This window comes from Streptomyces sp. A0958, from assembly GCF_004795035.1.
Classification (GTDB): domain Bacteria; phylum Actinomycetota; class Actinomycetes; order Streptomycetales; family Streptomycetaceae; genus Streptomyces.
On the sequence record NZ_SSBK01000040.1, the window covers coordinates 22,506 to 39,152 of the forward strand.

Annotated in this window: 17 protein-coding genes; 3 read left to right on the plus strand and 14 right to left on the minus strand. The window is 72.1% G+C overall.

The features are described from left to right. Window positions 1-62 precede the first annotated feature (62 nt). From E6P78_RS28035 to E6P78_RS32925, 6 genes are all read right to left on the minus strand, one after another. Window positions 63-716: a histidine phosphatase family protein gene (locus tag E6P78_RS28035; RefSeq protein ID WP_136206440.1), complete on the minus strand. Its 654-nt coding sequence runs from the start codon at window positions 714-716 to the stop codon at window positions 63-65. Continuing rightward, on the minus strand, window positions 713-1,144 hold the full coding sequence (gene rsfS / locus E6P78_RS28040) for a ribosome silencing factor (protein ID WP_136206441.1): 432 nt from the start codon (window positions 1,142-1,144) through the stop codon (window positions 713-715). The genes E6P78_RS28035 and rsfS overlap by 4 nt, the downstream gene beginning before the upstream one ends. Before the next feature lie 153 nt (window positions 1,145-1,297). Further along, the gene (locus E6P78_RS28045; RefSeq protein ID WP_136206442.1) at window positions 1,298-3,049 is read right to left on the minus strand and encodes an LCP family protein; all 1,752 of its coding nucleotides are present in this window, start codon (window positions 3,047-3,049) and stop codon (window positions 1,298-1,300) included. A 19-nt stretch (window positions 3,050-3,068) separates the two neighbouring features. Further along, window positions 3,069-3,686: a nicotinate-nucleotide adenylyltransferase gene (nadD, locus tag E6P78_RS28050; protein WP_136206443.1), complete on the minus strand. Its 618-nt coding sequence runs from the start codon at window positions 3,684-3,686 to the stop codon at window positions 3,069-3,071. Window positions 3,687-3,724: 38 nt separating this feature from the next. Next, window positions 3,725-3,886: a hypothetical protein gene (locus E6P78_RS32920; protein WP_018518201.1), complete on the minus strand. Its 162-nt coding sequence runs from the start codon at window positions 3,884-3,886 to the stop codon at window positions 3,725-3,727. An 83-nt stretch (window positions 3,887-3,969) separates the two neighbouring features. After that, the gene (locus E6P78_RS32925; RefSeq protein WP_168712722.1) at window positions 3,970-4,122 is read right to left on the minus strand and encodes a hypothetical protein; all 153 of its coding nucleotides are present in this window, start codon (window positions 4,120-4,122) and stop codon (window positions 3,970-3,972) included. A gap of 112 nt (window positions 4,123-4,234) precedes the next feature. Here E6P78_RS32925 and E6P78_RS28055 point away from each other — a divergent pair, with 112 nt between their 5' ends. Continuing rightward, window positions 4,235-5,359 carry a M48 family metallopeptidase gene (locus E6P78_RS28055; protein ID WP_136206444.1) on the plus strand — a complete coding sequence of 375 codons (1,125 nt, stop codon included), beginning with the start codon at window positions 4,235-4,237 and terminating at the stop codon, window positions 5,357-5,359. Here the strand turns inward: E6P78_RS28055 and E6P78_RS28060 are convergent. The 5 genes from E6P78_RS28060 to proB form a co-directional block, all read right to left on the minus strand. Continuing rightward, complete coding sequence (locus tag E6P78_RS28060) at window positions 5,283-6,410, minus strand: hypothetical protein (RefSeq protein WP_136206445.1); 1,128 nt, start codon at window positions 6,408-6,410, stop codon at window positions 5,283-5,285. The two genes, E6P78_RS28055 and E6P78_RS28060, sit on opposite strands and share 77 nt — an antisense overlap. A 135-nt stretch (window positions 6,411-6,545) precedes the next feature. Next, complete coding sequence (locus E6P78_RS28065) at window positions 6,546-7,148, minus strand: hypothetical protein (protein ID WP_136206446.1); 603 nt, start codon at window positions 7,146-7,148, stop codon at window positions 6,546-6,548. Window positions 7,149-7,212: 64 nt separating this feature from the next. Then, window positions 7,213-8,496 (minus strand): glutamate-5-semialdehyde dehydrogenase, encoded by a 1,284-nt coding sequence (locus tag E6P78_RS28070; RefSeq protein WP_136206447.1) that lies wholly within the window; start codon window positions 8,494-8,496, stop codon window positions 7,213-7,215. 81 nt (window positions 8,497-8,577) lie between these two features. After that, window positions 8,578-9,078: a hypothetical protein gene (locus E6P78_RS28075; RefSeq protein ID WP_136206448.1), complete on the minus strand. Its 501-nt coding sequence runs from the start codon at window positions 9,076-9,078 to the stop codon at window positions 8,578-8,580. Window positions 9,079-9,219: 141 nt separating this feature from the next. Further along, complete coding sequence (gene proB, locus E6P78_RS28080; protein WP_240799396.1) at window positions 9,220-10,305, minus strand: glutamate 5-kinase; 1,086 nt, start codon at window positions 10,303-10,305, stop codon at window positions 9,220-9,222. A gap of 239 nt (window positions 10,306-10,544) precedes the next feature. Here proB and rfbC point away from each other — a divergent pair, with 239 nt between their 5' ends. Further along, window positions 10,545-11,198 (plus strand): dTDP-4-dehydrorhamnose 3,5-epimerase, encoded by a 654-nt coding sequence (rfbC, locus tag E6P78_RS28085; protein WP_136206450.1) that lies wholly within the window; start codon window positions 10,545-10,547, stop codon window positions 11,196-11,198. On the opposite strand, the gene rfbD is transcribed toward rfbC, so the two are convergent. From rfbD to E6P78_RS28100, 3 genes are read right to left on the minus strand one after another with little or no spacing between them, the layout of a single operon-like run. After that, complete coding sequence (gene rfbD / locus E6P78_RS28090; RefSeq protein ID WP_136206451.1) at window positions 11,117-12,082, minus strand: dTDP-4-dehydrorhamnose reductase; 966 nt, start codon at window positions 12,080-12,082, stop codon at window positions 11,117-11,119. The two genes, rfbC and rfbD, sit on opposite strands and share 82 nt — an antisense overlap. After that, window positions 12,079-13,068 carry a dTDP-glucose 4,6-dehydratase gene (rfbB, locus tag E6P78_RS28095; protein ID WP_136206452.1) on the minus strand — a complete coding sequence of 330 codons (990 nt, stop codon included), beginning with the start codon at window positions 13,066-13,068 and terminating at the stop codon, window positions 12,079-12,081. The genes rfbD and rfbB overlap by 4 nt, the downstream gene beginning before the upstream one ends. Beyond that, on the minus strand, window positions 13,065-14,135 hold the full coding sequence (locus E6P78_RS28100; protein WP_136206467.1) for a glucose-1-phosphate thymidylyltransferase: 1,071 nt from the start codon (window positions 14,133-14,135) through the stop codon (window positions 13,065-13,067). The genes rfbB and E6P78_RS28100 overlap by 4 nt, the downstream gene beginning before the upstream one ends. A 416-nt stretch (window positions 14,136-14,551) precedes the next feature. On the opposite strand from E6P78_RS28100, the gene E6P78_RS28105 reads away from it, so the two are divergent. Beyond that, the gene (locus E6P78_RS28105) at window positions 14,552-16,606 is read left to right on the plus strand and encodes a hypothetical protein (RefSeq protein ID WP_136206453.1); all 2,055 of its coding nucleotides are present in this window, start codon (window positions 14,552-14,554) and stop codon (window positions 16,604-16,606) included. Window positions 16,607-16,647: the final 41 nt, after the last annotated feature.

Sequence of the window (16,647 nt, forward strand, 5' to 3'; positions counted from 1 at the left end):
GTGACCAGCCGGAAAGTGAAATCCGGCCGCCGCCGCCCCGAGGGCGGCTCGGGGTGGACCGGTCAGGCGTCGTCGCCGAGCACCGGTTCCGGCAGGGTGCCGGCGTTGTGCTCCAGCAGGCGCCAGCCGCGGGCGCCCTCGCCCAGCACGGACCAGCAACAGTTGGAGAGCCCGCCGAGCCCTTCCCAGTGGTGCGCCTCCAGGCCCAGCAGCCGGCCGATGGTGGTCCGGATGGTGCCGCCGTGGCTGACGACGACGAGCGTGCCGTCGTCGGGCAGCTTCTCGGCCTGTCCGAGCACCACGGGGGCGGCCCGGTCGGCGACCTCGGTCTCCAGCTCGCCGCCGCCGCGCCGCACCGGCTCGCCGCGCTTCCAGGCGGCGTACTGCTCGCCGTAGCGCTCCACGATCTCCTCGTGGGTCAGGCCCTGCCAGGCGCCCGCGTAGGTCTCGCGCAGGGCCGGGTCGTAGGCGACGTCGAGCCCGGTGACCGCGGCCAGCTCGGCGGCCGTGGCCGCGGCCCGCCGCAGGTCGGAGGCCACGATCGCGTCCGGCTTCAGCGAGGCGAGCAGCCGGGCGGCCCGGCGGGCCTGCGCGACGCCGGACTCGGTCAGCTCGATGTCCGTGGAGCCCTGGAAGCGGCGCTCCAGGTTCCAGGCGGTCTGGCCGTGCCGCCAGAGGACGATCCTGCGGCCCCTGCCGCTTCTGCTGCCGTTCAGTTCTGCTCCCCCTCCATGCCGCCGTTGAGCTCCGCGTGCTCAGCGGCCTTGCCGCGGGTCTTGACGGCGTCCTCGGGCAGAGCGATCTCGGGGCAGTCCTTCCAGAGCCGCTCCAGCGCGTAGAAGACGCGCTCCTCGCTGTGCTGGACGTGGATGACGATGTCGACGTAGTCGAGGAGAATCCACCGGGCGTCGCGGTCGCCCTCGCGGCGGACCGGCTTGGCGCCGAGCTCCTTCTGAAGCCGCTCCTCGATCTCGTCGACGATCGACTTGACCTGGCGGTCGTTGGGGGCCGAGGCCAGCAGGAAGGCGTCGGTGATCGACAGCACGTCGCTGACGTCGTACGCGATGATGTCGTGAGCGAGCCGGTCGGCGGCCGCCTGAGCGGCGGCGTTGATGAGCTCGATGGAGCGGTCCGTGGCGGTCACAAGCAGGCTTTCGTCGTCGGTCGGATAGACCCCTAGGGTCTCACGGGGAACCGACAGTCCACGCAGTCGTATTCCGACAGCCGCCCAGGAGTCGCCCCGGTACCTCTCGGGAGGAGGGCCGGAGCCGCCCGGCCCCGGCCCTCCCGCCCCCTGCTACTCGACCTTGTAGTCCTGGCCGAGGAGGACGGAGACATCCGCGTTCCCGGCCGGCTTGCCCTTCTGCACCGCGCTCGTCGGCAGTCCGAGGGTCTTGGCGACCTGGCTCGCCTTCTCCTTGTCCGCCGCCTCCGCGTAGACGACCTGCGAGGACGCCACGGCGTCGGCCTTCCCGCTGTTGACGAAGGCGAAGCCGCCGTTGACCAGCTTGCCCCGGGCTGACTCCGTACCGCCGGTGTCACCGGTGGCGTTCTTGATGCCGACCCGGATCACCCCGTCCGCGGACGGGGCCTTGACCGCACCGCCCAGGACGTCCTTGACGACGCTCTCCGTGGCCGCGTCGGTGAGGGTGCCGTCGTCCTGGACCGGCAGCAGCGCCGTCTTGTAGGCGCCGATCTTGGCGTGTTCGGCGAGCTTCGCCAGCGAGGCCCCGAGGTCCTTCTCGGGCAGCGACGGGTCCAGGATCTGGGCCAGCGTCTGCACGGTGACGGTCGCGGCCTTCGGGTCGTCGGACATCTTGCGCAGCACCCCGCGCATGACCTGCCCGAACCGCATCAACTGCTTGGCCTCGGGCTCGCCGGGACCGCGGTACGTGGCGTACGCGACGGCCATCGGGCCGCTGAGGGTCTGCCCCTCGCCCTTCTTCACCAGGTCGTCCGCACCCTTCTTGGCGCCCGGAACATCGGTGTCGGTGTCGACCTCGATGTTGCCGACCAGGTCGACGAGGTTCTCCAGGTACGGGGTGTCGAGCCGCCAGGTCCCGCTGATGTCGGTGCCGAGCAGGGTGTCGAGGGATTCCCGGGTCCCGGACGTGCCGTCGTCGTCCACCGACTTGCCGAGCGTGGTGGTGCCCCCGTCCTCGTCGGAGACGGCGAGGGAGTTGGGAAGCAGGACGGTGGTCCCCTGCTTGGTGGTGACGTTGTCCACGAGCAGGGCGGTGGACGTACCGCCGCCCTTGGTGTTGTGGAGGTGGACCACGATGACGTCCCGCCGCTGCGGACCGGTCGTCGCGGTGTTCTCCTTCTCCCCGCCGGACATGCCGGGGAGCTTGCCCGCCGACCACAGGTAGCCGACACCGCCGACGACGGCCAGGACCGCCACGACGATCAGCGCGACGATCCGGTTGCGGCCCCGGCGGCGCGCCTCCTCGCGGCGCTCGCTGCGGCTCTCGGTGAACTTGAGCCAGTCGATGACGTCTTCGGAGTCCTCGTCGGGCTCCTCGATGAAGGAGAACTGCTCGGTGCGGTAGTCCTGCCCGCCGCGCCGCTGACCGGGGACGGCCGCCTCGGGCGCCGGCTGCGGCTCGGGCTCCGCGGGGGCGGCCGGAGCCGCGGGAGCGGGTGCGGGTGCGGGAGCAGGAGCGGGGGCCTGCTGCGGGATGCTCCACTGCTGGGTCGTGTCGACCGCGGCGGGCTGCTGCCCGGTGTCGTAGCCGTACGCGTCGTAGCCGTAGCCCTGCTGCGGGGCCTGGTGCTGCTGGGGCGCGTAGGGGTCGTACTGCTGCGGCGGCGGGGCGGGGGGCTGCTGCTGGGCGTACGGGTCGTAGCCGTACCCCTGGTCGCCGCCCTGCGGAGCCTGCTGCGGGGGCTGCTGGTGCTGCTGATCCTGATGCTGTTGCTGCTGCTGCTGCGCGTACGGGTCGTACTGCTGCTGACCCGGCTGCTGGTACACCGGCTGCCCGTACTCGTCGTAGCCGATGATCTGCGGCTGCTGGTAGTACGGGTCGTACGGGTTCTGTCGGTCGTTCACCGGTGCCCCTTTCCGTGGCTCACTCGCCGCGGTACAGCTGGCGCTTGTCGATGTAGCGGACCACACCGTCCGGCACGAGATACCAGACCGGCTCCCCCTCGGCGACCCTGGCGCGGCAGTCCGTCGAGGAGATCGCCAGCGCGGGCACCTCCACCAGGGAGACGCCCCCCTTCGGCAGCCCGTCGTCCGTGAGCACATGGCCCGGCCGGGTCACACCGATGAAGTGGGACAGCGAGAACAGTTCGTCGGCGTCGCGCCAGGTGAGGATCTGGGCGAGCGCGTCGGCGCCGGTGATGAAGAAGAGGTCCGCTTCGCCGTGGACCGCGCGCAGGTCCCGCAGGGTGTCGATCGTGTACGTGGGGCCCTTGCGGTCGATGTCGCTCCGGCTGACCGAGAACTGGGGGTTGGACGCCGTCGCGATGACCGTCATCAGATAGCGGTCCTCCGCCGGGGAGACGTGCTTGTGGCTCTTCTGCCACGGCTGCCCGGTCGGTACGAAGATCACCTCGTCGAGGTGGAACTGGGCGGCCACTTCACTGGCCGCCACCAGGTGTCCATGATGGATCGGGTCAAACGTCCCGCCCATCACGCCGAGTCGGCGTTTGCCGTGGCCGGTAGGCACTTCCTGCTCTCCCATGCGTGCAGAGCCTACTGGCACAGCTGTACGCCTCGGCCTCAGCGGTCGCGGTTGAAGCGCGTGGTGATCCAGAGAAGGAGGAGAAGCACGACAAAGGCACCGCCACCGGTGAGGTAGGGGCTCAGGCTTTCGTGGTTGCCACCGTGCTCGCCCTCGGCGGCGACGGTGACCAGCTGGTGTGCGGTGCTCGTGAGGCTCATCTTCGGCAGGACCTATCGATCGGGAGTCGGGGGAAGACGTCGCGGACATCGTATGCGGGTGCCCCGGGCACGCTCACGCCGACTCAGTCGTTGTTGTCGTCGTTGCGGTATCCGCGCAGCAGGAACCAGGCCAGCAGGGCGGCTCCCAGGAGGGAGACGATCAACACGATGCGGATCGTGTTGCCCGGCCCCTGGTCCCCGGAAGCGGCGGCGAGCAGAGCAACGGTATGCGGCATGTCGGGCGTCTCCTCAGTTGTCCACAGCCCCCCGCACACCGTAGCTCCAGCACCTAGGCTGGGCGGAGTCAGGGGGCGAGCGACGTCTCGTACGAACACAGGGGGCCCATCTATGACCGACAGCAGCCACCAGAACCACGACAGCGTGCCGAGCAGGCAGCGCAAGCGTTTCCCGGGAATCTCCTCCCGGGCCTACGAGCACCCCGCGGACCGTTCGGCCCTGGTCGCCCTGCGCAGGCTGAGCGGCTTCGACACCGTCTTCAAGGCGCTGAGCGGACTGCTGCCGGAGCGCAGCCTGCGACTTCTCTTCCTGTCGGACTCCGTCCGGGTGAGTGACGCCCAGTTCACGCATCTCAACGACATGCTGCGCGACGCCTGTTACATCCTGGACCTGGAGCAGGTCCCGCCGATGTACGTCAACCAGGACCCGCGGCCCAACGCCATGTGCATCGGGCTCGACGAGCCGATCATCGTGGTGACCACGGGTCTGGTGGAGCTGCTCGACGAGGAGGAGATGCGGGCGGTCATCGGCCACGAGGTCGGACACGCCCTCTCCGGCCACGCCGTGTACCGCACGATCCTGCTCTTCCTCACCAACCTGGCGCTCAAGGTCGCGTGGATTCCGCTGGGCAACGTCGCGATCATGGCGATCGTGACCGCGCTGCGCGAGTGGTTCCGCAAGTCGGAGCTGTCGGCGGACCGGGCCGGGCTGCTGGTCGGCCAGGACTCGCAGGCGTCGATGCGCGGCCTGATGAAGATCGCCGGCGGCAATCACCTCCACGAGATGAATGTGGACGCCTTCCTCGCCCAGGCCGACGAGTACGAGAAGGCCGGCGACCTCCGCGACTCCGTCCTCAAGATCCTCAACGTGCTCCCGCGCTCGCACCCGTTCACCACGGTCCGCGCGGCCGAGCTGAAGAAGTGGTCCGAGAGCCGTGACTACCAGCGGATCACGGAGGGCCACTACCCGCGGCGCGACGAGGACAAGGACACCTCGGTGACGGACTCGTTCAAGGAGTCCGCCTCTCATTACGCCGATTCGGTGCGCAACAGCAAGGACCCGCTGATGAAGCTGGTCGGCGACATAGCAGGGGGCGCCGGGGACCTGGGCGGGAAGCTCCGGGACAAGTTCACCGGCGGGGGCGGTACCAAGGGCGGTGCTACGGGCGGCTCCGCACCGTCGTCGGGGACGCAGGGCCCTGAGGATTCGCAGGAGCCCGGGACGGCGGGGAGCTGACCTCCAGCGTTCCGCAGAGCGCGGCGACGGGCCGGCCCGTGGCGTACGGGTCGGTGCCGGCCGGGCCCCGGGACACCGCCCGTTCGCCCGCCAGCAGGGGGCGCAGCACGGCCGAGGCGTCGGCCGGGCAGGACTGCGGTCCCGCCTGGAGATAGCTGGTCAGCACCTCCAGGCGGTGCAGCCGCAGATCCTCCCGGTCGAACCGGAAGCGCATCTCCCGCCGCACGGTGAACAGCGAGGCGCCGCCTTCCTGCCGGGGTCCGGAGACGGCGGGGCGCAGCGCGTAGGTGAAGGTGTGGTCCGAGACCACTTCCAGGGCGTCGGACCCCGTCTGGACGTATCGCAGGGTGCCCCGGACGCGGATCTCGGGGTCCGGGGTGACCCTGGCCGGGTCGAAGCGGACGAGCCACCCGGTCGCGGCGTGCTGCCCGTCGTCATAGGGCTCGGAGACGCTGCGGTCGAACTGCTCCATCTGGTCGGGGTCGAGCAGTGATTCCACGGGGCGCACCGCGTTCCCGCTGAGCACGTCGGGGTCGAGCGAGGAGGCGACCAGGTAGTCCTTGACGGTGGCCAGGGCGGCGGTCACCTGGCTCTCGGAGAAGTCGGTCGTGCCCCGGGCGGCCGGGGGGTTGATGCCGTCCCTGCCCTTCGGGTGGTCGGCGGCGGGGCTGCTCGCGAAGAGGGCGGCCGGGGTGCCCGCGGGGACGGTGCCGCGCGGGGCGAGGGGGACGAGGGTCATCCGCAGCGGCTCGGCCCGTCGGCCGGCCGGGCTCTCGTAGGGGTGGCGCAGGCCCATGAAGACGGCGGTGCCGAAGGCCATGGCGATCAGGACCATCAGGGCGAGCGCGATCCGGGAGCCGTGGCGAAAGGCCCGCCCGTGCAGGGTGCGGACGGCGCGGGCGTGCTCGCCCATGCGTTCCTGGGCGGAGAATTCCTGCAGCCTGGCGGCCCGCACGAAGGACTCGTCGAAGACGAGTGAGCCGTATTCGTCGTCCTGACCGCTCGCGCCGTTCTCCGCCGGGCCGTCGGGTGGGTCTCCGCGGTGTGCCATGACTTCTCCCGACTCCGTGAGAAGTCCCCTCGTCGAGCGCGTGAGGGGTCATACATTCAGGGTGGGTCGATCACGACGACCGTAAACGCGGTGACGGCCGGCAACCACCGGAGAGTTCCGCCGGGGCGCCGGGGATCAGGGGGTGCGCGGGACGGCGGAGACCATCGGGCGAGAGTAGCTGTCCGCGTCGGACGGGGCGGAGGTGGGGCCCGGGGCGCTGTCCACGCCGGTGGTGGCCGGTGGCGGGACCTGGTCCTGCCGGCTGCCCGAGGTGTTGCGGTATACGGCGCTGAAGGCCAGGGCGACCATGCCGATGCCCATCAGGACGGCCAGCAGCCAGGCGACCGGCCGGTGCCAGCGGGCGGCGCCCCGGTAGGGGCGCAGGGAGCCGCCGTGGCGCCCGTAGGGCCCGCTGTCGTAGAGGCCGTCCTCGTCCGCGTCCGCGTCGAGCCGGTCGTCGTAGCCGTGCGGGCCGCCGTAGCCGCCCGGCCCGTAGCCGTCGTCGTACAGCTCGTCGTCCCGGGGGCCGCCGCGGGCGCCGGCGCGGCGGGCATCGGCTTCGGCGCGCGCCTCGGCCGCCGCCAACAACCGCTCGACGGCGGTCGGTTCGTGGAACTCGGCGGCCCGTACGAAGTCCTCGTCGAACACCACGGAGGCGAAGTCCTCGTCCGCGCCCCCGCGGTCGTCGTCGGGCTCCCAGCCGTTCGGAAACGGCCTGCCCCCCACGTCGTCCGGCACGACTTCAGACTAGCCCCGGCGGCCCGCTTTGGGCAGGGAGACGGCGGATTCCCGCCTCACGAGCTCACCGGACGTGGCCGTCGCCGGTCACGATGTACTTGGTGGAGGTCAGCTCCGGCAGCCCCATCGGGCCCCTGGCGTGCAGTTTCTGCGTGGAGATGCCGATCTCGGCGCCGAAACCGAACTGGCCTCCGTCGGTGAACCGCGTCGAGGCGTTGACGGCCACCGTGGTCGAATCCACCAACTGGGTGAAGCGGCGGGCCGCGGCCTGCGAGGTGGTCACGATCGCCTCGGTGTGCCCGGAGGACCAGAGCCGGATGTGCGCCACGGCCGCGTCCAGCGACTCCACGACGGCCGCCGCGATGTCGTACGAGAGGTACTCGGTCTCCCAGTCCTCCGGCGTCGCCGCCACCACGGTGGCCTTGGAGCCCTCGGCGTACTCCAGCACCCGTTCGTCGCCGTGCACGGTCACACCGGCCTCGGCCAGGGCGTCCAGGGCGCGCGGCAGGAAGGCGTCGGCGACGTCCTTGTGGACGAGGAGGGTCTCGGCGGCGTTGCAGACGCTGGGGCGCTGGGCCTTGGAGTTGACCAGGATCTCGACGGCCATGTCGAGGTCGGTCCGCGCGTCCACGTACACGTGGCAGTTGCCGGTGCCGGTCTCGATGACGGGGACGGTGGACTCCTCGACCACCGTGCGGATCAGCGAGGCCCCGCCGCGCGGGATGAGCACGTCGACCAGTCCGCGGGCGCGCATGAGCTCCCGCACCGAGTCGCGGCTCTCGCCCGGCACCAGCTGCACCGCGTCGGCCGGGAGCCCGGAGCCGCCCACCGCGTCCCGCAGCACCCGCACCAGGGCGGTGTTCGAGGCCAAGGCGGAGGACGAGCCGCGCAGCAGGACGGCGTTGCCCGACTTCAGGCAGAGGGCCGCGGCGTCCACCGTCACGTTGGGCCGGGCCTCGTAGATGATCCCGACCACGCCGAGCGGCACCCGGACCTGGCGCAGGTCGATCCCGTTGGGCAGGGTCGAGCCGCGCACGACCTCGCCGACCGGGTCGGGGAGCGCGGCGACGTCCCGCACGTCGGCGGCGATGGCGCGGATGCGCTCGGGGGTGAGGGTCAGCCGGTCGACGACCGATTCGCTGGTCCCCGCCTCACGGGCGCGCGCCACGTCCTCGGCGTTGGCTTCGAGGATGTCGCTCGTCCGTACTTCGAGCGCGTCCGCGATCGCCAGCAGCGCGTCGTCCTTCGCCGCGCGCGGAAGTGGCGCGATGTCGGCGGCTGCGGAGCGGGCCCGGTAGGCGGCCTGGGCCACCGGAGACATGTTGTCGTACGGCGAAAGCGTGGTCATGCCCGCAGAGTAGTGCGCACACTGCGGGCATTCCCCACGTATCCCGTGATGCGAGACGGCCGTTTCGCCGGGGCCCGCCGGTCAGTACGGATGGACGCCGACCGGGGCGGCCGGGGGTGGCCCGTAGCCCTCGGCGACGCGCTGGTGGTAGGTCTCGCGGTCGATGACTTCGAGGCCGACGATCACCCAGGGCGGCAGACCGGCGCTGGAGCGGTGCTCGCCCCACAGCCGCAGGGCCACCGCCGCCGCGTCGTGCAGGTCGCGGGCCTCCTCCCAGTAGCGGATCTCCGCGTGGTCGTTGGCATAGCGGCTGGTCAGCAGGAACGGGTGGTCGTGCGCGAGCTGTTCGAGGCCGCGTCTGACCTCCTTCAGCGGGAACTCGGTCCCGGAGACGCAGAGCGTGACGTGCCACAGCTTCGACTGGGTGTGCTCCTGGCCGGCCGGTGTCGGCTCCGGCCGGGCGGCGCCCTCGTCCCTCCGGTCCGCGGGCCCGCTCCCGTCGAAACCGGACCCCGCTCCCACGCTGGTCAGGGTGCGGCCACCCGATCCTCGGGGCGACGCCCCCGGGCGCGCTCGTCTCACCGGCGGCCTCCTGTGATGTGTTGCTTTGCTGTACCCCGCAGTTTCCCTGCTACAAAGTGGACCAGTCCGCGGCCCGGTGTGGGGCGGTTTTCGTGAAGGTCTCTGTCCGATGGCTGGACTTTCAGCCGTTTCAGGCGTCCGTCAGGCGTGCAGGACGACGAGATCGTCCCTGTGTACGACCTCGCGCTCGTAGGCGGGGCCGAGGTCCCGGGCGAGGTCGCGGGTGGAGCGGCCGAGGAGCTGCGGGATCTCCTTGGCGTCGAAGTTGACGAGTCCGCGGGCCACCGGCCGGCCCCGCAGGTCCCGCAGCTCCACCGGTTCGCCCGCGGTGAACTCGCCCTCGACCGCCGCGATCCCGGCCGGCAGCAGCGAGCTGTGGCGCTCCACGACCGCCTCCACGGCGCCGTCGTCCAGGGTCAGCGAGCCCTGCGGGGTGGAGGCGTGCGCGAGCCACAGCAGCCGGCCGGCCGAGCGGCGGCCGGTGCGGTGGAAGTAGGTGCCGGTGTCGCGGCCGGCGAGGGCGTCGGCGGCGTGGCTCGCGGAGGTGAGGACGACCGGGATGCCTGCGGCCGTGGCGATCCGGGCGGCCTCCACCTTGGTGACCATGCCGCCGGTGCCGACGCCCGCCTTGCCGGCGCTGCCGATGCTGACGCCGGCCAGGTCGGCGGCGCCGGTGACCTGGGCGATGCGGGTGGTGCCGGGGATGCTCGGGTCGCCGTCGTAGAGGCCGTCCACGTCGGAGAGCAGGACCAGCAGGTCGGCGCGGACGAGGTGGGCGACGAGCGCGGCGAGCCGGTCGTTGTCGCCGAACCGGATCTCGTCGGTGGCGACGGTGTCGTTCTCGTTGACGACGGGCAGCGCGCCCATGACCAGGAGTTGGTCCAGGGTGCGGTAGGCGTTGCGGTAGTGGGCGCGGCGGCTGGTGTCGTTGCTGGTGAGCAGGACCTGGCCGACGCGGACGCCGTAGCGGGCGAAGGAGGCGGTGTAGCGGGCGACGAGCAGTCCCTGGCCGACGCTGGCGGCGGCCTGCTGCCGGGCCAGGTCCTTGGGCCTGCGGTGCAGTCCGAGCGGGGCGAGCCCGGCGGCGATGGCGCCGCTGGAGACGAGGACGACCTCGCGTTCGCCGCCGTCGCGGACCTTGGCGAGTACGTCGACGAGCGCGTCGACCCGGTCGGCGTCGAGGCCGCCGGCGGCGGTGGTGAGGGAGGAGGAACCGACCTTGACCACGATCCTGCGGGCTTCCGTGACGCCCTGCCTTGCCCCTGACACCCGCATCCCCCAAGGTTCGCTCGCTGGAGCCCGCAATCTACGCGAGAGCGGAGAACGACGCCTTCGCATTCCGTACCGTGGACCCCGCTTCGCTCCGCTTTGCCCTGTTCCGTGTCTGTTCGACCCTGCGGCTCGTTGCAGATGAGGTACCGGTGCCGTCCGGCGGCCCCGGCGGATTGGGAAGAGGATGTGATCGCATGCGCCGGCTCTCCGTTCCCGGGGCCTGGGTGCACGAGCCCGAGGTCATCCCGGACGGCCGCGGCAGCTTCCACGAGTGGTTCAGGGCGGCGGATCTCGGTGCGGCGGCCGGGCACGGGCTGGGGCTCGCGCAGGCCAACTTCTCCCGTTCCCGCCGGGGCACGCTGCGCGGGGTCCACTTCGCGGACGTGCCGCCGGGCCAGGCGAAGTACGTGAAGTGCGTGCGGGGCGCGGTGCTGGACGTGATCGTGGACGTGCGGACCGGCTCGCCCACGTACAAGCGGTGGGAGGGCGTGCGGCTCGACGACACCGACCACCGGGCGGTCTACCTCGCCGAGGGGCTGGGCCACGCCTTCCTGGCGCTGACGGACGACGCGTGCGTCCTCTACCTCTGCTCCGAGGGCTACGCGCCCGAGCGCGAGCACGGCGTCGACCCGCTCGACCCGGACCTGGGCATCGAGTGGCCCGTGGACATCGTGCCGCTGCTGTCCCCGAAGGACGCCTCGGCCCCGTCGCTCGCCGAGGCCGAGGAGCGGGGGCTGCTTCCCTCGTACGCCGCCTGCGAGGCGTACTACGCGCGGCTGCGGGCGGGCGGTGCGGCGGTGCCCGGGGTCCGGACCGGTGAACCGTCGCTCAGTACCTCCGGGCGCTGAGCGGGGCGTTCGGCGGCGAGCAGTGCGGGGAAGGCCTCGCCGAGGGCCGTACGCCAGTCGCGGATGGGGGCGATCTTGGCGGCCGTGAACCGGTCGTGCGCGAGCACGCCGAAGGCCGGCCGGGGCGCGGGGCGGGCGAAGGCGGCGCTGCTGGTGGGGCGGACCCGGTCCGGGTCGGCGCCCAGCAGCCGGAAGACCTCCCGGGCCAGGCCGTACCAGGTCGTCCCGCCGCCGCTGGTGCCGTGGTAGACGCCCGCCGGTGCGGTGCCGTCGAGCGCGGCCCGGCCGAGCCGGACCAGCTGGGCGGCGAGGTCGACGGTCCAGGTCGGCTGTCCGCGCTGGTCGTCCACCACGTCGAGGGTGTCCTTGACGCCCTCCAGCCTGATCATCGTACGGACGAAGTTGGCGCCCCCGGCGCCGTACAGCCAGGCGGTGCGCACGACGTGGCCCGTGTCGGGCAGGGTCTCCAGGACGGCGCGTTCGCCGGCCAGTTTGGTGCGGCCGTATGCGCTGCGCGGGGCGGTCGGGGCGTCCTCCGCGTACGGCAGGACGGCGTCGCCGGCGAACACGTAGTCGGTGGAGACGTGCAGCAGGACGCTGCCGTGCTCGCGGCAGGCCTCGGCGAGGACGGCGGGTCCGGTGCCGTTGACCCGCAGCGCGGCCTCCTCCCGGCTCTCGGCGTCGTCGACGGCGGTCCAGGCGGCGCAGTTGACGACGACGGCGGGCCGGTGGACGGCGAACGCCTCGCGGACGCGGGCCGGGTCGGCGATGTCCAGGGCCGCGCGGTCCGCGGCGACGGCGGTGGCGTCCTCGTGGGCGAGCGCGGCCGTCAGGTCCCGGCCGAGCATGCCGCCGGCCCCGGTGACCAGCCAGCGCGGGCTCACAGGGCGGCCCTCTCCTTCAGCGGCTCCCACCAGGACCGGTTCTCGCGGTACCACTGGACGGTCTCGGCGAGGCCGGTGCGGAAGTCCTTGCGGGGCGCGTAGCCCAGCTCCTCGCGGATCTTGGTGCAGTCGACGGAGTAGCGCCGGTCGTGGCCCTTGCGGTCCTCGACGTGGGTGACGTCGGTGTCCCAGTCGGCGTCGCACGCCTCCAGGAGCAGCCGGGTGAGCTCCTTGTTGGAGAGTTCGGTGCCGCCGCCGATGTTGTAGACCTCGCCGGGGCGGCCCTTGGTGCGGACGAGTTCGATGCCCTGGACGTGGTCGTCGATGTGGAGCCAGTCGCGGACGTGGGCGCCGTCGCCGTAGAGCGGGACGGGCCGGCCCTCCAGCAGGTTGGTGACGAAGAGCGGGATGACCTTTTCGGGGAAGTGGTGGTGGCCGTAGTTGTTGGAGCAGCGGGTGACCCGCACGTCGAGGCCGTGAGTGCGGTGGTGGGCCAGGGCGATGAGGTCGCTGGACGCCTTGGAGGCTGAGTACGGGGAGTTGGGCGCGAGGGGTTCGGTCTCGGTCCAGGAGCCCTCGTCGATGGAGCCGTAGACCTCGTCGGTCGAGACGTGGACGAAGGTGCCGACGCCCGCCTCGTGCGCGGCGTGGACCAGGGTGTGGGTGCCGAGGACGTTCGTACGGACGAAGGCCGCGCCGCCGTCGATGGAGCGGTCGACGTGGGACTCGGCGGCGAAGTGCACCACCTGGTCGTGCCGGGCCATGAGGCGCGCGGCCAGGCCGGCGTCGCAGATGTCACCGTGCACGAAGCCGAAGCCGGGGTGGTCCCGGACCTCGTCCAGGTTGGCCGGATTGCCCGCGTAGGTGAGTTCGTCGAGGACGGTGACGCCGACGTCGCCGGGGCCGTCCGGGCCCAGCAGCGTACGGACGTAGTGGGAGCCGATGAAGCCGGCGCCGCCGGTGACCAGGATGCGCGTGTCGGTCATGAGGAGATCTGCACCTTGCTGTGGTCGCCGAGGACGAGGCGGTGGGCGGACGGGCTGCGGGGCGCGGGCGTCACCTCGACGTCATGGCCGATCAGCGAGGCCTCCACGCGCCGCACCCCGTCGATCGAGGCGCCCCGCAGCACGATGGAGTACTCGATCTCGCTGTCCTCGATCCGGCAGTTCTGGGAGATCGAGGTGAACGGGCCGACATAGGCGTCGCTGATCACCGAACCGGTCCCGATGATGGCGGGCCCGACGATCCGGCTGCGGGTGACCCGGGCCCCCGGTTCGATCAGCACCCGGCCGATGATCTCGCTCTCGCCGTCGACGTGGGCGCCCTCGGTGCACGGCTCGACGCTCTCCAGCACGGTCCGGTTGACCTCCAGCATGTCGGTGACGTTGCCGGTGTCCTTCCAGTAGCCCCGGATCGTGGTGGAGCGCACGTCGCACTGCTGGTCGATGAGCCACTGGATGGCGTGGGTGATCTCCAGCTCGCCGCGCCAGGACGGCCGGATCGAGCGGACGGCCTCGTGGACGGCCCGGGTGAAGAGGTAGACGCCGACGAGCGCGAGGTCGCTCTTGGGGTACTCGGGCTTCTCCTCCAGGGCCACCACCCTGCCGTCCCCGTCCAGCTCCGCGACGCCGAACGAGGTCGGGTCGGGCACCCGGGTCAGCAGGATCTGGGCGTCGGGCCGGTCCGCGCGGAACTCCTCGACCAGGCCGGCGATCCCGCCGACGATGAAGTTGTCGCCCAGGTACATGACGAAGTCGTCGTCGCCCAGGAAGCGATGGGCGACCAGGACCGCGTGGGCGAGGCCGAGGGGTTCGGACTGCGGGATGTAGGTGACGTCGATGCCGAAGCGTGAGCCGTCGCCGACCGCCGCGCGGATCTCCTCCTCGGTGTCGCCCACGATGATGCCGACCTCGGTGATACCGGCTTCCGCGATGGCCTCCAGGCCGTAGAACAGCACCGGCTTGTTCGCCACCGGGACCAGCTGCTTGGCCGAGGTGTGGGTGATGGGACGCAGCCGGGTGCCCGCCCCACCGGAAAGTACGAGAGCCTTCACAGTTTCTGCCCCCACGCTGAGATGTGGCCGATGAGGCGGCGGTCCTGTCGCCGCTGCGACCTGTCGGCCGACTTTACTGAGATTTACCGCCCCATCAGTGACAAAACAGCCCCGACCCTCCCATTGCCGACACATCCGGAGGAAAAGCGGCAGCTCCCCGTAACCGGTCGGCTATTTTCGCACCCCCCCGCGCACCCCTCGCGCCTCCCTCGGCTACGGCCGCGTGCAGGCATGGACATGGCAGGTGGCTGCGCGCCGGTGCCCGTTTCTCACGCAGCTCTCACGCCCGTCTCATCATCGGATCGGCTGGTTTCCAGACGGTGACTTCCGAACCCCCGCCCGTCCGGGCACCCCGGCCGGAAGCCGCCGCCCCCACGGCGCACACACAAGAGCCTGAGCTCTTTGGAGTCCCACCCGTGCCACCACTTCCCCCTCTCCTGTGCTCCGCCGCCAAGGCCCTCCCCCTCGGCCTGGCGGCGGTCGCCTTCACCTTCCAGGCAGCGGCGGCCGTCGTACCCCACCTCACCCTGCTGATCGTGGCGACCGCGGCCGTCCTGTGCGCCGAAGCCGCCCTGCACCGGTGGCTGCCCGGCCAGGTCGCGCTGCTCGCCAAGGTGTGCGCGGACACCATGACCCGCCGCCTGACCTGCGATTTCCTGCTGCTCTTCGGGATGGTCAGGCTGCCGGGCCACCAGCGCGAGGCGGTCTACCTGCCGCTGGTCCTCGGCCTCCTCCTCTTCTACGCGCTGCACTTCGCCACCCACGCGGCGGCGATCCGGGTGCGCCAGTCACGCACCCTGCCCCTGCTCACCCGCAACATCGACGCCTCCGCGCTGTGCATCACCCCGGCTCCCCCGGCGCTGCTGACCCGCCGCCACGGCCCCCGCCTCCTGCTCTTCGGCCTGCCCGCCACCGCGGGGCTGCTGGTGACCGCCGCCAACGACCGGCCGCAGTACGCCGCGGCGGGCATCGCGGTCTCGGTCGGCCTCGCCGCGCTGTCGCTCGGCGAGCTGGTGCGGCGCCTGGTACGCCACCGGCCGGCCACGGCGGACGAGGTGCAGGAGTGGTTCGACGCCTGGCTCGCCGAGTACCGGCCCACCGTCGGCATGTACTTCTCCGGAGGAGCCTCGTCCGCCTACCAGGCCAACATGTGGCTGGACGCGCTGGCCTCGCTCGACGGCCGGCCGGTGATCGTGCTGCGCGAGCGCTTCATGATGCAGCGCATCGGCGCCACCGACCTCCCCGTCGTCTGCCTCCCGAAGGTCGCCCAGCTGCTGCGCCTGGAGCACTCCGGCCTCAAGGTGCTGATCCACCCGGCGAACTCCGGCAGGACCTCGCAGGTCCTGCGCATCCCGACGATCAAGCACGCCTTCGTCAACCACGGCGAGAGCGACAAGCTCTCCAGCTGCAACCCGTACGCGAAGGCCTACGACGAGGTGTGGGTCGCCGGACCCGCCGCGCGCGAGCGCTACGCCCTGGCCGACGTCGGCGTCCAGGACGGTGACGTGGTGGAGATCGGCCGCCCCCAGCTGGCCCCGATCGCCCCGTACGCCGGCCCGCCCACGGGCCCGTACACGACCGTGCTCTACGCCCCCACCTGGGAGGGCTGGGACGGCAACCCCGGCAACACCTCCATCGTCCTGGCCGGCGAGAACATCGTCCGGGAACTGCTCGCCGACCCCGGGGTCCGGCTCCTGTACAAGCCGCACCCCATGACGGGCTCGGTCGACCCACGGGCGGGCGCGGCCGACGCACGCGTCCAGGAGCTGATCCGCGAGGCCAACCGCACCCGCCCCGGCCCGCGTCCCACCCCCGGGGCCGCCGCCGAACTCGCCCGGCGCACCGCGGAGCCGGCCGCCCTCACCGCCTCCTCCTTCCGCCCCGACGCGGACGACGCCGAACGGATGCTGGCCCAGGGCGCGCCCCCGGCCGGGCGGGCGGCCGCGGTCGACGCGGCGACGGCGGCCTGGGAGGCGGCCCACTGGGCGTCCCTGTCCGCCGGGGAGCACCAGGTCGTCACGGCGGCCGGGCCCGCGCTGTACGCCTGCTTCAACGCGGCGGACCTGCTGATCAGCGATGTGTCGAGCGTGGTCAGCGACTACCTGGCCGGCGAGAAGCCGTACGCCGTGGCGAACACCAGCGGCCTGTCCGACGCGGAGTTCCGGCAGACCTTCCCGACGGTCTCGGCGGCGACGGTCCTCACCCCGGACGCGTCGGGCGTCCCCGCCCTCCTCGCGTCGGTGCGCGACCCCGGCGGCGACGGGCCGGTCCCGGCCAGGGCGGCCCTGAAGCTCCGGCTCCTCGGCCCGTCCGACCCGCCCTCCGCGGTCCGCTTCGGCGACGCGGTGCGCCGCCTGTGCGGAGCCGCGGACACGCACCGGCTACGGATGGCGGACCGGCTGCTCCCCGGCATCCCGGCCCAGCGCCAGGCCCTCACCGAGATGCGGGAGACCAGGGACCTGGAGGGCTGAGCGGCACGCGCGAAGGGCCCGGCGCCGCTCGGGGAGCGGTG

Excerpts from the sequence above, each read along its gene's own strand:
- nadD (WP_136206443.1), bottom strand. The coding sequence starts at position 3,686 with ATGGGAGAGCAGGAAGTGCCTACCGGCCACGGCAAACGCCGACTCGGC.
- E6P78_RS32920 (WP_018518201.1), bottom strand. The coding sequence starts at position 3,886 with ATGAGCCTCACGAGCACCGCACACCAGCTGGTCACCGTCGCCGCCGAG.
- E6P78_RS32925 (WP_168712722.1), bottom strand. The coding sequence starts at position 4,122 with ATGCCGCATACCGTTGCTCTGCTCGCCGCCGCTTCCGGGGACCAGGGG.
- E6P78_RS28055 (WP_136206444.1), top strand. The coding sequence starts at position 4,235 with ATGACCGACAGCAGCCACCAGAACCACGACAGCGTGCCGAGCAGGCAG.
- E6P78_RS28060 (WP_136206445.1), bottom strand. The coding sequence starts at position 6,410 with ATGGCACACCGCGGAGACCCACCCGACGGCCCGGCGGAGAACGGCGCG.
- E6P78_RS28070 (WP_136206447.1), bottom strand. The coding sequence starts at position 8,496 with ATGACCACGCTTTCGCCGTACGACAACATGTCTCCGGTGGCCCAGGCC.
- rfbC (WP_136206450.1), top strand. The coding sequence starts at position 10,545 with ATGCGCCGGCTCTCCGTTCCCGGGGCCTGGGTGCACGAGCCCGAGGTC.
- rfbB (WP_136206452.1), bottom strand. The coding sequence starts at position 13,068 with ATGACCGACACGCGCATCCTGGTCACCGGCGGCGCCGGCTTCATCGGC.